Origin of the sequence: Micromonospora sp. NPDC048935 (assembly GCF_043197875.1) — a bacterium.
Classification (GTDB): Bacteria; Actinomycetota; Actinomycetes; order Mycobacteriales; family Micromonosporaceae; genus Micromonospora.
In genome coordinates this window covers 656,279-670,580 of the sequence record NZ_JBICTZ010000001.1, presented here as the reverse complement: position 1 = coordinate 670,580, position 14,302 = coordinate 656,279, and the positions used below count along the sequence as shown (strand labels likewise).

Genomic DNA, 14,302 nt, shown 5'->3' with positions numbered 1-14,302 from the left:
GGCGGCGGGTCGCGCGCCTAGCGTCAGCGCATGATCACATTACGTGGGTTGACGAAACGGTTCGGGGCGACCGTCGCGGTCGACACGTTGACCGTCGACGTCGCGCCCGGCCGGGTCACCGGCTTCCTCGGCCCCAACGGCGCCGGCAAGTCCACCACCATGCGGATGATCCTCGGGCTGGACCGTCCCAGCGCCGGACAGGCCCTCGTCGGCGGGCGCGCGTACCGGGAGCTGCGCCGTCCGCTGCACGAGGTGGGTGCGCTGCTCGATGCCCGAGCCATCCACCCGGCCCGGTCCGGCCGGGCCCACCTGTTGGCCATGGCCCGCAGCAACGGCATCCCGGCCCGCCGCGTCGACGAGGTGCTGGACGCCGTCGGGCTGGACGGGCGGGCCGCCGCCAAACCGGGCCGGACCCTGTCCCTCGGCATGGGTCAGCGGCTCGGCATCGCCGGGGCGCTGCTCGGCGACCCGCCGGTGCTGATGTTCGACGAGCCGGTGAACGGCCTCGACCCGGACGGGGTGCGCTGGGTACGGCACCTGACGCGCTCGCTTGCCAACCAGGGGCGGACCGTCTTCGTCTCCAGCCACCTGATGAGCGAGATGCAGCTCACCGCCGACCAACTCGTGGTGATCGGGCGGGGCCGACTGCTCGCCGACGCGCCGATCGGCGACGTGATCGCCGGCGGTACGGTCGCCGTCCGGGTGCGCAGCCCACACCCGGACGGGCTGGCCGCCCTGGCCGCGCGCCTCACCGCAACCGGGGCGAGCGTGGTGGCGGCCGACCGCACCGAGCTGACCGTCACCGGCACCACCGTGGACCGCGTCGGTGACCTGGCGTACGAGCTGGGGGTACGACTGCACGAGCTGACCGCGCAGGCCGCGACCCTGGAACAGGCGTTCATGGAGCTGACCGCCGACAGCGTCGAGTACGCGGGCGGTCCGACCGAAGGTGGGCAACGATGAGCACCCGGACCGACGCGGGCACCCGCCCCACCAACACGCCGGCCGCCGGTGCGCCGGCCACCTTCCGGGGGGCGGTGGCCGCCGAGTGGACAAAGCTCTCCTCGGTACGCAGCACCTGGTGGACGGCGCTGGCCGGGCTGCTGGTGACGGCCGCCGGCGCCGGCCAACTGGCCATCTACGCCGCGAACGCCAACACCAACGACGACCCGACCGACAACCCGGGGATCGTCACCGTCGGCAGCGTGCTGATCGACTCGGTCGAGCTGACCCAGTTCGTGGTGCTCGCCCTGGGCCTGCTGGCGATCACCGCCGAGTTCACCAGCGGCACCATCCGGACCACGTTGCAGTGCACCCCGTCGCGCGGTCGGGTGCTGCTGGCCAAGGCCACTGTCGCCGGCACTGTCACCTTCGCCCTCGGGTTGCTGCTCGGCGGCATCGGCACCCTCGTCGCCCGGCCGGTGCTCGGCGAGTGGGGCAGCGCCCCGGCCGCCGAGACGACCGGCGACATCGTGGCGGTGGCGGTCTATCTGGCGCTGATCGGCGTGTTCGCCCTGGGCCTCGGCGCTGCACTGCGCAGTGCGGTGCTCACGATCACCGTGCTCCTCGCCACCCTGATGATCGTGCCGCTGTCCCTCCAGAACCCGGACATCGAGGTGTTGAACCGGATCGCCGACGGGTTCCCCGGCGTGGCCGGCGGGCACTTCCTGGCCGGCGACACCGAGCCGTACCCGAGCCTGGTCGGGCTGCTCCTGCTCGCCGGCTGGGCCGGTGCCGCGCTGCTGCTGGGCCGGGGCGCGCTGCGCCGCCGCGACGCGTGACGAGGTGAGCGGGGGCTTCCCGGCCCCCGCTCAGCCGTCGACGAGCCCCGCCTCGTACGCGAGGATCGCCGCCTGCACCCGGTTACGCACGTCCAGGCGGGTGAAGATGCTGGTCAGGTAACTCTTCACGGTGCCCTCCACCAGGTGCAGCCGGCGGGCGATCTCGGCGTTGGACAGCCCCGCCCCGACCAGGGCCAGCACCTCCCGTTCCCGCTCGGTCAGCCCGGCCGTACGGTCCCGCGCGGCCGGCCGCCGGGCCAACCGCCCCGCACCCAGCTCGATCACCCGGCGGGCCACCCTCGGCGACAGGTACGCGCCACCCTCGGCCACGGCGTGCACCCCGGCGATCAGCTCGCGCGGGTCACCGGCCTTGAGCAGGAACCCGTTGGCACCGTGCCCGAGGGCACGGGCCACATGGTCGTCCTCGCCGAACGTGGTCAACATGATCGTCGCGGTCTCCGGCACGAGCCGGCGGATCTCGGCGGCGGCGGCCAACCCGTCCAGCCTCGGCATCCGGATGTCCAGCAGCGCGACCCGAGGTCGGTGCGCGCGGACCAGCTCCACCGCGGCGCGTCCGTCACCGGCCTCGGCGACCACGTCGATATCGGGATCGGTGGCGAGGATGGCCCGGACGCCGGCCCGGATCATCGCCTCGTCGTCGGCCAGCACCACCCGCACCGGCGCCGCACCGGCCCTGTCGGTGTCCACTAGGCGATCCACTCCTTGCTGGCCAACCGGCCGTCGGTGAAGCAGAGCCGCCAGGTCGGCTCGGCGAGAGGGAAGTTGCCATCGGTGTAGTACTCGCAGCCGGCCCGGTCGACGCCGACAGGGCTCTCCAACTGCCGGCGGGGCAGACCCTTCAGGTCCGACCTGACCGTGCCGACGCGCATCTGGTCGAAGGTGGCCCGGTCCAGCACCGTCCCGGCGGTCGCCACCGGGTAGTAGACGAGGGAGAGCACCAGGGCGAAACCGGCAGGTGCCAGGAGCGCCACCAGCAGGCTGCGCCGGACCCGGCGGCGGGCGTCGTGCAGCCGCCGCGCCGCGTCCACCGGCCGCTCCACCGAGCCGGGCCAGCCGCCGGACGGTGCGGCGACGTCGCTCTCCATCGCCTCCACCGGCGGCGCGGTCGCCGGCAACACCGCCCGGACGACGAACCCGCCCTCGGTACGGGGCCCGGCGTCGAGCGTCCCACCGGCGAGGCGGACCCGCTCGGCGAGCGCGAGCAACCCGCTGCCCTGCGACGGCGGTGCAGGCAGCGGCTCCGCCGGCGGAGCACCGTTGACCACGCACACCTCGACCCGTTCACCGTCGCGGCTGAGACGAACGTCGACCGGGGCGCCGGGCGCGTACCGGGCCGCGTTGGTCAGCGCCTCACGGACCACCCGGTGGGCCGCGTGGCCGGTCATCGCCGGCAGCTCCGCGACCACCGAGGCGGCCTCCATCCGCACCGCCATGCCGGCCTCCCGGGCACCGTCGACCAGGTCGGCGACGGTCTCCCCACTCGGACGCACCGACGCGCCACCCTCCTCGCGGAGCAACCCGATGATCTCGTGCAGTCGCTCGGTGGCGGCGGAGACGCTGGCCCGCAACTCCCCCGCCGCGGCCCGGTGCCGAGCGTCGAGGTCGGCGGCGACCTCCAGGGCGGCGGCGCGCAACGCGATCAGGCTGAGGTCGTGACCCAGCGAGTCGTGCATCTCCCCGGCGATCCGGGCCCGTTCCCGCAGCCGGATCCGCTCGGCGGCACCACGCTCCTCGCGGATCAGCGCGTCCACGTGCCGATGACCCGCGGCGGCCAACTCCTGCTGCTGACGCCGGTAGCGGCCCACCAGCCAAGGGAACACCGCGGCGAAGAGCAACACCGAGGCCAACAGGAACCAGGTGGCCTCGCCGGTGCCGAGCAGACCCAGGTTGAGCGCCGTGCCGCCGGCCGCGATCAGCACGAAGACCACGGCCACCGGGCGCGCGGAGACGCTGCGCCGCCCGGTGAGATAGCTGAAGACCGGAACGGCGAAGACGAAATTGCCGTCGACGACCGACCCGAGCACCACCAGCACCAGGGCGACCAACGGCCGGCGTCGACTCGCCACCGTGGCCGCCCCGAGCAGCAGCAACTTGCCGACCAGCAGCGGCACCGCGTACCGCGGGTAGGGCGGGCTGACCCCGGCGTAGCCGACCGGGGCCGCGACCACCGCCCAGAGCAGCGCGTCCAGCAGCAGGTGACGCCGCCGATCCAGCGGACCTGGCAGCGGGAGGTCGAGGATCCGCACGGCGGCCAGGCTACCCACGCCCGACCTGCGCGAACACCGACGAAAGTCAGGTGTTCAGCCGCTCTCCTCGGCCCAGACCCGCCAGTCGTCGAGCACGCCGTGCAGGGCCGGGGTGAGCCAGCCCGGCGCGGAACGCCGGAACACGCCCGGGTCCATCGCCCCGGCGCCGTTGGGCAGCGCGCCGAGCAGATTCGGCACCAGCTCGGTGAGGTTCGTCCAGTGCACCAGCTCCGGCCTGCTCGGCCAGGCTCCGATCACCACCCCGGCCGGCACCGCCCGCCGGTCGAGCGCCTCCAGGGTCAGCGCGGTGTGGTTGAGCGTGCCCAACCCGGCGCGGGTCACCACGACCGCGGGCGCGCCGAGCGACACCGCCAGGTCGGCCATCGTCCACGCCTCCCCCGACGGGCGCAGCCCCATCGGCACCAGCAACCCGCCCGCGCCCTCGATCAACACCAGGTCGTGTTTGTCCGCCTCGGCGCGAACGGCGTCCACCGCCTCGTACAACTCCAACGGCGGCAGGTCGGCGACCCGGGCGGCAGTCAACGGGGCGAGCGGGTCCGGGTAACTGGCCAGGGTCCGCCCGGTCAGCGGGGCGGCCAGCCGGTTCACCGCGTCCACGTCGCCGGGCTCACCGCCGGCCGTACCCGTCTGGCCCGGTTTCACCACCGCCACCCGCAGCCCGGCGGCCTGCGCCGCGGCCGCGATCGCCGCGGTCGCCACCGTCTTGCCGACCTCGGTGTCAGTCCCGGTGACCAGGACCGGCCCCTCCCACCCGGTCACGGGCGAACCTCTGCTCGCGACTGCGGGGCACACTCCACGATGACCTCCAGGGCCCGCTCGAAATCCGCCCGGGGCACCCCGGCGCTGACCGTGAGACGCAGACGGGACCGGCTGTCCGGGGTGGACGGCGGCCGGAAACACCCGACCGCGACGCCCCGATCCCGGCAGTCGACGGCCCAGGCGCTCGCCGCCTCCGGCCCGGGGGCCGTCACCGAGATCACCGCCGCGTCCGGTGCGGAGACGGTCAGCCCGGCCGCACGCAGCCGGACGACCGCCAACCGCACCCGGTCGGACAACTCACCGCGCCTGTCGTCGTCGACCCGGGCCAGCCGCAGCGCGGCGTGCACACCGGCGGCGACCGCCGGCGGCAGCGCCGTGTCGAAGATGAACGTACGCCCGGTCTCCACCAGATGCCTGACGAACTCGACGGGGCCGGCGACCACGCCACCGGCGCCACCGAGCGCCTTGGACAGGGTGGCGGTCACCAGCACGTCCGGCTCGCCGGCCAGCCCCGCGGCCGCCACCGCACCCGCGCCGGCCGGACCGGTCACGCCGAGCGCGTGCGCGTCGTCGACCAACAGGAGCGCGCCGTGCCGCCGGGCCACCGCGTGCAGCCGGGCCAGCGGGGCGAGGTCACCGTCGACCGAGAAGATCGACTCGGTCACCACCACCGCCGGGCGGCCCGGAGCGGCGGCGAGGGCGGCGGCGACGGCGTCCACGTCGACGTGCGGGGTGACCACCGTCTCCGCACCGGAGATCCGAGCGCCGTCGATCAGGGACGCGTGGTTGTGCGCGTCGGAGACGAGCAGCGTCCGAGGTTGGACCAGCGCCCGCAGCGCACCGAGGTTCGCCAGGTAGCCGGAGGAGAAGACGAGGGCCCGATCGGTGCCCAGCCACTGCGCCAGCTCGTCCTCCAGCGCCTGGTGTGCGTCGGTGGAACCACGCACCAGACGCGACCCGGTCGCCCCCAGCCCGTACGCCGACAGTGCCGCCGTGGCCGCGGCGGTGACCTCCGGGTGGGTGGCCAGGCCGAGGTAGTCGTTGCCGGCCAGATCGGTCACCTGGTCGCCGGCGGGACGTGGGTGCAGTCGCCGGGTCAGCCCCGCCTTCGCCCGCAACTGCGCGCGGCGGTCGAGCGCCGCCAGCCAGTCCGCCACCGTCACCCCTTCGTCGCCGTCCGTGCCGGTCAGCCCGACACCTGCCGGGCGAAATTACCACCCGCCAGGGCCGGCCGGACGGATCCGCCCGGTGCGCGGGGCCGGCGGGCGGCCAGCTCATTCCGGCTGACCGGGGGCCCCGGCCGGGGCCCTAGTAAGGTACGAGCCATGCCAGAGATCCTCGACCAGGCCCGGACCCAGGTGCTGGGTGACGGTGTCGGCCTCGACCAGGCCGGCATCCTCGCGGTGCTCAACCTGCCCGACGAGCACCTGCCCGCCGCGCTGCAACTCGCCCACGACGTGCGGATGCGGTGGTGTGGCCCCGAGGTCGAGGTCGAGGGCATCGTCTCGCTGAAGACCGGCGGCTGCCCGGAGGACTGCCACTTCTGCTCCCAGTCCGGTCTGTTCACCTCACCGGTGCGGTCGGTCTGGCTGGACATCCCGTCGCTTGTCGAGGCGGCGAAGCAGACCGCCAAGACGGGGGCGACCGAGTTCTGCATCGTCGCCGCCGTACGCGGCCCGGACGCCCGGCTGATGAAGCAGATGCGCGAGGGCGTCGCCGCCATCAGGGCCGAGGTCGACATCCAGGTCGCCGCGTCGCTCGGCATGCTCACCCAGGAGCAGGTCGACGACCTGGTCGACATGGGTGTGCACCGCTACAACCACAACCTGGAGACCTGCCGGTCGTACTTCCCCAACGTGGTCACCACGCACTCCTGGGAGGAGCGCTGGGAGACGCTGCGGATGGTCCGCGACTCCGGCATGGAGGTGTGCTGCGGCGGCATCCTCGGCCTCGGCGAGACCGTCGAGCAGCGGGCCGAGTTCGCCGCGCAGCTCGCCGAGCTGGCCCCGCACGAGGTGCCACTCAACTTCCTCAACCCGCGCCCCGGCACCCCGCTCGGCGACCGCCCGGTGGTGGAGGGCAAGGACGCGCTGCGGGCCATCGCCGCGTTCCGGCTGGCCATGCCCCGCACCATCCTGCGGTACGCGGGTGGTCGCGAGATCACCCTCGGTGACCTGGGCACCCGGGACGGCCTGCTCGGCGGGATCAACGCGGTGATCGTCGGCAACTACCTGACCACGCTGGGTCGACCGGCAACCGCCGACCTGGACCTGCTCGACGAATTGAAGATGCCGGTCAAGGCTCTCTCTGCCACGCTGTGACGACCATGACGACAACCGAGCTGTGGTGCGACAGGTGCGGTGGGTCGGCGACCGCCGCCCACCCGGGCTGTGCGTCGGCCCGCCAGTTGGAGCCGCCCCGGTTCTGCTCGCGGTGCCGCCGCCGGATGAAGGTGCAGGTGCTGCCGGTCGGCTGGTCGGCGGTCTGCGTCGAGCACGGCGAGATCCGAGGCTGAGTCACTCCACCTGACCCGTCAGCGGCGGCGGGGTGCGGCACGTGTCACCGCAGTCCGGCTGTACCGTGGCGACGTGCTGGTTGACGACCGTCCCCACATTCCCCCGCCGGTGCTGCTGATCGATGGCGCGCCGCGGTCGCGGTACGAGGCCGCGATCACGATCCGCGAGGACCACACCCACACCCACATTCTGCGTTGGGACAGCGGCGCGACGCTGGGGAGCGGCTCATGAGCACGTTGTCGGGCCGGATGGTGACGCTGCGCCCCGCCGAGGAGAAGGACGTCGCCGCGTTGGCCGACATCCGGGCCACGCCGGAGGTGCGCCGCTGGTGGCGTGGCGGCGGCGACCTCACCGAGGCCGTCCGCGCCGACCTCGGCGACGACGACCTGCGCGTGTACGTGATCGAGCACGACGGCCGGGTGGTCGGCGCGATCCAGTGGCACGCCGAACCCGACCCGGACTACCGGCACGCCAGCCTGGACGTCTTCCTCGACCCGGCGGTGCGCGGTGCCGGGCTCGGTGTCGACGCGATCCGCACCCTGACCCGGCACCTGATCGACGAGTACGGCCACCACCGGTTCACCATCGACCCGGCGGCGGCGAACAGCGCCGCCATCCGGGCGTACGCGAAGGTCGGTTTCCGTCCGGTGGGGGTGCTGCGCCGCTACGAGCGCGGCGACGACGGGCGCTGGCACGACGGTCTGCTGATGGACCTGCTCGCCGACGATCTCGTGGAGTGACCCACCCGTCCCGGTCATCCCCGGTCGTGACGAGATCTTGGACAGTCGCCGTCTCGGCGTAACGACAACTGCCCAAGATCTCGTCGTCTGTGTGCGCTCAGGCGAGAGCGCAGGTGGTGTTGTTGACGGTGAAGGCTGTCGGTTTCGGGTTGGTGCCGGTGTGGGTGCCGTTGAAGCCGAAGTTCACCGACGCGCCCGGCGCGACCGTGCCGTTGTAGGACAGGTTCGTGGCGGTGACCGCCGCACCGGTCTGGCTGACCGCCGCCGACCAGCCCTGGCTGACGGTCTGCCCGCCGGGGAAGCTGAACCGCAGCGTCCAGCCGTTGATCGCGGTGGTGCCGGTGTTGGTGATCGTCACCGTGGCGGTGAAGCCGGCGCCCCAGTCGGTGGTGGCGTACCCCACCGAGCAGGTGCCGCCGACCGGCGCGGGCGCGGTGGTCACCGCGACCGGTGCGGACGCCGCGGAGGTGTTGCCGGCCGCGTCCACCGCCACCACGTAGAACTGGTACGCCGTCGACGCGGTCAGCCCGGACACCGCCACGGTGGTGCCGGTCGGCGAGCCGACAAGCGCGTCGGTGGCGCCGGCCTCGCGGTAGACCCGGTACCCGGTGACGTCGACGTTGTCGGTCGACGGGGTCCAGGCCAGGGTGAGCCCGGTGGCGGTGACCGCCGACGCGACCGGGGTGCCGGGCGTGCTCGGCGCTGTCGTGTCGGTCGAGCCGGTCGGCGGTGTGGTCACGGTGAGCACCGGTGAGGCCGTCGACCTGTTGCCCGCGCCGTCGCGGGCCAGGACGGTGAACTCGTACGACGTCGCCGGCAGCAGGGTCGTGATGGTGAGCGTCGTGCCGGTGACCGGCCGGACCAGGACCGTGTCGCTGTTGACCTGGATCTCGCGCACCTCGTAGCCGGCCAGGCCGCTGCCACCGCTGTCGGTGGACGCCGCCCAGGTCAGGGTGACCGAGCGGGGCCCGAGGCCGGACGCGGCGGGCTTACCCGGCGTGGTCGGGGCGGTGGTGTCCGGAACGACCGGCCCCGGCTCGTCACCCCAGACGCGGGTGGTGCCGGAGTAGAGCGGCACCTTCCGGTTGGGCCCGGCGGTGGCCTGGTACGACGGGTCGTTCGTCGGGTCCCAGGTGCCGCCCTCCGGCACGCCGATCTTGAACTGGACCTCCATCCGGTGCGCCGACTGGCCGGCCGGGGCGATGGTGTGGCCGGTGCAGTCCACCTCGACGTACCAGATGTCGCCGCTGAACTGCTTGGCGGTGGTCGGGGACGGGCAGCCCTGGGTGTAGCCGGGGGTGACCTGCACCGGGCCGGTGCCGTCGGGCCGGAAGTAGTATCGGAACTTCCCGTTGGTCAGCGCCCGCGCCGGGAACGCCGACTTGTTGTAGATCATCGTCTTCAGCCCGGTGGCCCGCGGCTCGGCCTGCGCCACCGTGGTCTCCACGGTCAACTCGTCCATGTCCGGCGTCTCGGCGACCGGAAAGTTCGCCAGCGGCGTGCCACCGTACTCGGAGGTCAGCCGGACCAGCGCGGACGTGAAGCCGGCGTTGTAGTCGGTGGCCACCTCGTTCATCACGTAGTCCGACCGGCTGTCGCTGTACGCGTCGTTGGCCGAGGACGGGCCGCCGACGAGCGCGCCGTAGAGGGTGTGCCGGGTCTGCACGGGCACGGTCTGGCTGTCCCACCAGGAGCCGTGCGCGGTGCGGTGGTGCGGGTTCTTCGGCGAGTTGGCGCCGAACCCGATGACGTAGCTGGAGTTGCGCGGGTTGTCGCCGAGCGCGTAGTTGATCTGCCGGACGGCGAAGTCGTGGTAGCGCGCCTTGCGGGTCGTGTCGGTGGTCTTGTCGCTGTAGACGAGCGCGGCGAACGAGGTGTTCGCGGCGTAGCGCAGCGCGCCCCACGAGTCGAGCACCGCCATCCCACCGGGCGAGTACGGCACCCGCTGCCCGTTCACCCCGACGGTCCAGTAGTCCAGCCAGCGGTTGGCGTCGTCGACGTACTTCTGCTTGCCGGTCAGGTTGGCCAGCAGCACGTACGCCCCGAACTGCTTGTTGTCCCAGGCGATGGTCCACTTGTAGGAGCGCGTGGTGGACTGGTTCTCGGTGTTGAGCTTGTCGTACTCGCTCTCGGCCTTGGCCAGGTAACTCGCCTCACCGGTGGCCCGGTGCAGCCAGATCGCGGCCCAGACCAGCTCGTCCTGCCAGCCGCTCCACGAGCGGTAGAAGCTCGTCGCGTCGGTGATGCACTCGTGGTAGGCCTTCCGCACCGTGTCGGCGAAGGTGTAGAGCTGCCGCGCGTGGCCGAGCAGCTTGTCCGCGTAGGCCGCGTCGGTGGGCCGGAACACCATCGACGAGGCGGCCATCGCGGCCGCCGTCTCCCCCGCCAGGTCCGCGCCGCCACAGCTCGCATCGATCTTGTACGCGGGTCGCGCCATCTGCATCACCTCGGCCGGACCCCACCACTTGTGGTCGTCGTCGCCCTTGCCGACCTGCCCGTAGAGGACGTTTGCCGACGGGTGCGCCTTGATGAAGTAGTCGTTGACGAAGCGCAGGTTGTTGAGCAGGTGCGGCAGTTGCCCGGACGTCGTGTAACCGCTGCGGTACTCGACCGCCCCCCAGGCGAGCATGGTGGCGCTGAACGCCATCGGGAAGCCGAACTTGACGTGGTCACCGGCGTCGTACCAACCGCCGGTGAGGTCCACGCCGACGCCGGCGCCGTCGGTGAGGGCACTGTCGCCGCGCCAGGAGACCCGGTTCCAGTCGGGCAACCTGCCGGACTGCTGCGCCTCGTAGAAGAGCAGCGACTTCTGCAACGCCTCGGCGTAGTTGTAGGTCGCGGCCGGCGCGGCGGCCGCGGGCCCGGACGGCGGCGCGGTCACCGCGAGGGACGCGCCGGTGAGCAGCGCGACGCCGACGGCCAGCAAGCGCCGGGGCCAGGGCTGGTCGGCGACCGGTGACCGACCGGGGTGGCCGCTGGACGGCCAGGTCAGGTGGCGCATGCGGGCTCCTGTCGGAGGTGCCGCCGGCGGTCGCACCGACGCGGGACGGCGTACGGGCGGCACGGCCACCGGCGACTGCGAGGTGGCGGTGTGACCACGGAAGCCGTGGAAGCGCTCCCATGGATAACCGACAATGTAATGCGCCCGTCATCGATTGGGAAGCCCGTACTGCACCGCCAGCGCCACCGCGCTCATGGGTGTTACGACGACACGCGCACGGCAGCAGGAAACACCGACCTGGCAGGCGCTTCCCGACCGAGACGTCGCCCAGCTCAGGCCGGTCGGGTGATGCCGGCGACGGGCCCCCGACATGGGATCATGAGCGGCCCCCTCGACCAATACCGGCGGAATCCTCATGCCACTGCGTCGGCGCCTGACGCGCGCAGCCGTCTCCACCGCCGCCGCCACGGCCGTTCTCGCCATCGCCTCCCCGGCCTGGGCGTCGAGCGTCGTTCCCCTCAACCCCGCGCATGCCGGCGCGACGGCGGGGACGTTCCAGCAGGAGTGCCAGGACCCCAAGTTCGGCACGCGACCCACCAATCAGGACGGTTGGCACTTCGTGCTGCCCACCAGGCGGGCCGGTGACTTCCAGAGCCTGACTCTGACCTTCAAGGACCGAGCGGGCGTCTCGGTGACGGTGACCGTGCCGAACCCCACGGATCCCTACACCGACTTCCTGTCCGCCAACGGCGGCGGCGACAAGCAGGTGAAGCACGCCTATCTCTTCACCCCGGCGGGATGGACGTTGACCGGCGGCAGCGCGCTCGTCAGCGGCGAGGGTGAGAGGTTCAACCTCAGCCACACGTGCGCCGGTGCCGGCACCACCGCGTCGCCGACCCCGACGCCGACCACGAAGACCCCGACGCCGACGCCCACCACGGGCTCGCCGACGCCGACCACCCCGGCCACGTCGACGCCGACGGGCTCGGTCCCGCCGTCGGAGTCGGTCCCGCCGTCGGAGTCGGTCCCGCCGTCGGAGTCGCCGGCAGCCGGCGGCTCAGCCTCGACCCCGGGAGGCGCGGGCGGCGGCGACAACGGGGCCAGCCTCCCGCTCACCGGCGTGGCCGTCACCACCCTCGCACTCGGCGGTGTCGCCCTGATCGGCGGCGGCGCCCTGCTGATGATGCGTCGCCGTCGCGACCGGATCACCTTCACCAGCTGACCGACGAACGCCCACGACCGGCCCCGAACGTCACTCCGGCGGCCGGTCGTGGGCGTTTCGCGCGCAGGGCCCTAGGAGGCCACGCCCTGCCGGTCCGACCTGGCGGCCAGAGCGAGAGGAACGGTGAGGGTGAGCAGCGCGCCGTCGCACTGGACCGAGCTGGGCCGGTCCAGTCGCCGCAGCGTCCGCAGCATCGGAGTGTTCTCCGCCTGGACGTGCAGCACCAACGCCGCGTACCCGGCCGCGTCGGCGTGCCGGACCAGCCGGCGCAGCAACGCCGAGCCGAGCCCCCGCCGCTGCCAGTCGTCGCGCACCAACAGCGCCACCTGCGCCTCGTCACCCTCGCCGAGCAGGTTCGCCATGGCGACCACCGACTCACCCGCACCGTCGGCACCGGTGGTCGTGGCGACAAGCGTCAGCCCTCGCCCCGGCTCCAGCAGCCGGCGCAGTCGGGCCGGCTGCGGCAACAGCGCCCCGCCCAGGTAACGCCGGTGCCGGCTCCGGGCGGAGCACCCCTCGTGCAGCTCGACGACGCCGGACAGGTCGTGCGCGCAGCCCGGCCGGACGGCCACCTCGGCCCCGTCGGGCAGCACCAGGGTGACCTGTTCCGCGGCCCGACGCGCCACGGTCGCGGCCAGCTCGACCAGGGCCTGCGCCCGCGCGTACTCCGCCGGGGTGAAGGCGGGCGCGGCCCGGCGCAGCGCGAACGAGCCGCCCGCCGGGTCGGCCAGCGTCATGGTGGCGTCGGTGATCCCCCGGTCGACGCCTGTCGGCGCGGGTCGCCAGGTGACCGAGTCGGCGCCGAGCAGGGTTCGCAACGCCTCGCCCGTCGCGTCCGGGTCGCGCACCAGCCGGTTGGCCAGCCCGAGCACCCGGGTGGGCTGGTCGGCCAGGCCGCGCGCCTCGCTGCGCGCCACCCAGCAGTCCCGGCCCCGACCGCGCTCGACGGCGGCGATCAGGCCCGCCTCGTCGAGCGCGTCGGGCGCGTCGACCAGGAAGTCGTCCACCGCGCCCTGCTCGGTGGGTTGCACCTGCACGGTGAGGATGTTGACCCCGCGCAGCGCGAGGCTCGCCGTGAGCACCGACAGGTAACCCGGCCGGTCGTCCACAGTTGCCCGAATCCGCCACAACGTCATGGTTGGCTCCCTTCCCACCGCAGAGCCTCGTCGCCGGCTGTTGCCGCGCGATTGCCCGGCGGTGTCGCGCCCGGGAACTCGCCGGCCGGTCAGGGGCCGGCGACCACCGGCGGCGCGCCGACCAGGTCCAGCCGATCGCCGAGGATCACCGCACTGGCCCGGACCAGCTGGGTGAGCCGGTCGACCTCGGTGCTGTGGAAGTTGGCGGCGCAGAGGGTGTCGCTGTATTCCCTGCCCACCACCAGCACCAGGCCCGCCCGGCCGAACGGCGCGATCGCGTGGTGGGTGCCGTCGGGCGTGGTCATCGAACGACCGCGCAGCGGGGTCACCTCCGGCAACCGCAGGGGCACGGGAGTACGCCAGCTCGCGTGCGCCACCGTCGCCCCGCCGCCCCCCGTCCGGGAGGCCCAGTCGACGGGCACCACGGCGGCGACGGCCCAGTCGGCCGCCAGCAGCCCGGGCACCGCGTCGACAAGGGTGGCCAACCCGTCGACCGGGTTGGCCGCGACCTGGGCCAACAGCTCCGCGTCCTGACCGGTGGTGGTGGGCGCGCCGATCGCCCGCCACACACCGTCCACCCGCACGCCCGGAATCGCCGCGAGGCCGGCAAGCAGCCGCTCCACCCGGGCGGCACCCGGCCAGACGACAGTGAAGTCGTCCACCGCGCGCCCGCCGAGTCGTTCGAGGACCACCACCTGGACGATGTCCGCCCCGGAGACGCCCAACGTGCGGGCGACCTGGCCGAGCGTGCCCGGACGGTCCGGCAGGGTGACCCGAACTCGCAGCAACATGTCTGTCCCTCCGCTTGGCGGGCCGGCGACAAGCCACCGGCAGGATGCGATACAGCCTGCCGGTTGACCATTTCGTCCCTGTTGCAGAGGCATGTCCCGAGGGGAAATTCACGAATGGCGACCGACTG

At 73.2% G+C, this 14,302-nt stretch carries 14 protein-coding genes; 7 read left to right on the top strand and 7 right to left on the bottom strand.

What is annotated here, in order from left to right; all coding sequences use genetic code 11:
* The first annotated feature begins 30 nt into the window (after positions 1–30).
* Both ACGFIW_RS03515 and ACGFIW_RS03510 read left to right on the top strand, forming a co-directional pair.
* Positions 31–963, top strand: a complete 933-nt coding sequence (locus ACGFIW_RS03515) for an ATP-binding cassette domain-containing protein (protein WP_393310731.1) — start codon at positions 31–33, stop codon at positions 961–963.
* Positions 960–1,781, top strand: a complete 822-nt coding sequence (locus ACGFIW_RS03510) for an ABC transporter permease subunit (RefSeq protein ID WP_393310730.1) — start codon at positions 960–962, stop codon at positions 1,779–1,781. Before ACGFIW_RS03515 ends, ACGFIW_RS03510 begins: the two co-directional genes overlap by 4 nt.
* 30 nt (positions 1,782–1,811) lie before the next feature.
* On the opposite strand, the gene ACGFIW_RS03505 is transcribed toward ACGFIW_RS03510, so the two are convergent.
* Genes ACGFIW_RS03505 through ACGFIW_RS03490 form a run of 4 tightly spaced genes read right to left on the bottom strand, consistent with a single transcriptional unit; the run spans position 1,812 to position 5,985 of the window.
* The gene (locus ACGFIW_RS03505) at positions 1,812–2,489 is read right to left on the bottom strand and encodes a response regulator (RefSeq protein ID WP_393310729.1); all 678 of its coding nucleotides are present in this window, start codon (positions 2,487–2,489) and stop codon (positions 1,812–1,814) included.
* Complete coding sequence (locus tag ACGFIW_RS03500) at positions 2,489–4,048, bottom strand: sensor histidine kinase (protein ID WP_393310728.1); 1,560 nt, start codon at positions 4,046–4,048, stop codon at positions 2,489–2,491. Before ACGFIW_RS03500 ends, ACGFIW_RS03505 begins: the two co-directional genes overlap by 1 nt.
* A gap of 54 nt (positions 4,049–4,102) precedes the next feature.
* Positions 4,103–4,828 (bottom strand): dethiobiotin synthase, encoded by a 726-nt coding sequence (gene bioD, locus ACGFIW_RS03495; protein ID WP_393310727.1) that lies wholly within the window; start codon positions 4,826–4,828, stop codon positions 4,103–4,105.
* Positions 4,825–5,985: an 8-amino-7-oxononanoate synthase gene (locus ACGFIW_RS03490; RefSeq protein ID WP_393310726.1), complete on the bottom strand. Its 1,161-nt coding sequence runs from the start codon at positions 5,983–5,985 to the stop codon at positions 4,825–4,827. The genes bioD and ACGFIW_RS03490 overlap by 4 nt, the downstream gene beginning before the upstream one ends.
* A gap of 168 nt (positions 5,986–6,153) precedes the next feature.
* On the opposite strand from ACGFIW_RS03490, the gene bioB reads away from it, so the two are divergent.
* The 4 genes from bioB (at position 6,154) to ACGFIW_RS03470 (ending at position 8,084) form a co-directional block, all read left to right on the top strand.
* A complete protein-coding gene (gene bioB / locus ACGFIW_RS03485) occupies positions 6,154–7,149 on the top strand; it encodes a biotin synthase BioB (protein ID WP_393310725.1) in 996 nt (331 codons plus the stop codon).
* A 5-nt stretch (positions 7,150–7,154) separates the two neighbouring features.
* Entirely contained in the window at positions 7,155–7,343 is a 189-nt protein-coding gene (locus ACGFIW_RS03480) for a hypothetical protein (RefSeq protein WP_393310724.1), read from the top strand.
* Positions 7,344–7,416: 73 nt separating this feature from the next.
* A complete protein-coding gene (locus ACGFIW_RS03475; protein ID WP_393310723.1) occupies positions 7,417–7,575 on the top strand; it encodes a hypothetical protein in 159 nt (52 codons plus the stop codon).
* Positions 7,572–8,084, top strand: coding sequence for a GNAT family N-acetyltransferase (locus ACGFIW_RS03470; RefSeq protein WP_393310722.1), 513 nt, complete (start codon positions 7,572–7,574; stop codon positions 8,082–8,084). Before ACGFIW_RS03475 ends, ACGFIW_RS03470 begins: the two co-directional genes overlap by 4 nt.
* 97 nt (positions 8,085–8,181) lie before the next feature.
* Here ACGFIW_RS03470 and ACGFIW_RS03465 read toward each other — a convergent pair whose 3' ends face one another.
* Complete coding sequence (locus tag ACGFIW_RS03465; RefSeq protein ID WP_393310721.1) at positions 8,182–11,085, bottom strand: glycoside hydrolase family 9 protein; 2,904 nt, start codon at positions 11,083–11,085, stop codon at positions 8,182–8,184.
* Between the two features lie 355 nt (positions 11,086–11,440).
* On the opposite strand from ACGFIW_RS03465, the gene ACGFIW_RS03460 reads away from it, so the two are divergent.
* Positions 11,441–12,247: an LPXTG cell wall anchor domain-containing protein gene (locus ACGFIW_RS03460; protein WP_393310720.1), complete on the top strand. Its 807-nt coding sequence runs from the start codon at positions 11,441–11,443 to the stop codon at positions 12,245–12,247.
* 71 nt (positions 12,248–12,318) lie between these two features.
* Here ACGFIW_RS03460 and ACGFIW_RS03455 read toward each other — a convergent pair whose 3' ends face one another.
* Together ACGFIW_RS03455 and ACGFIW_RS03450 are read right to left on the bottom strand one after the other, a co-directional pair.
* Entirely contained in the window at positions 12,319–13,383 is a 1,065-nt protein-coding gene (locus ACGFIW_RS03455) for a GNAT family N-acetyltransferase (RefSeq protein ID WP_393310719.1), read from the bottom strand.
* 89 nt (positions 13,384–13,472) lie between these two features.
* A complete protein-coding gene (locus ACGFIW_RS03450) occupies positions 13,473–14,174 on the bottom strand; it encodes an amino acid-binding protein (RefSeq protein ID WP_393310718.1) in 702 nt (233 codons plus the stop codon).
* Positions 14,175–14,302: the final 128 nt, after the last annotated feature.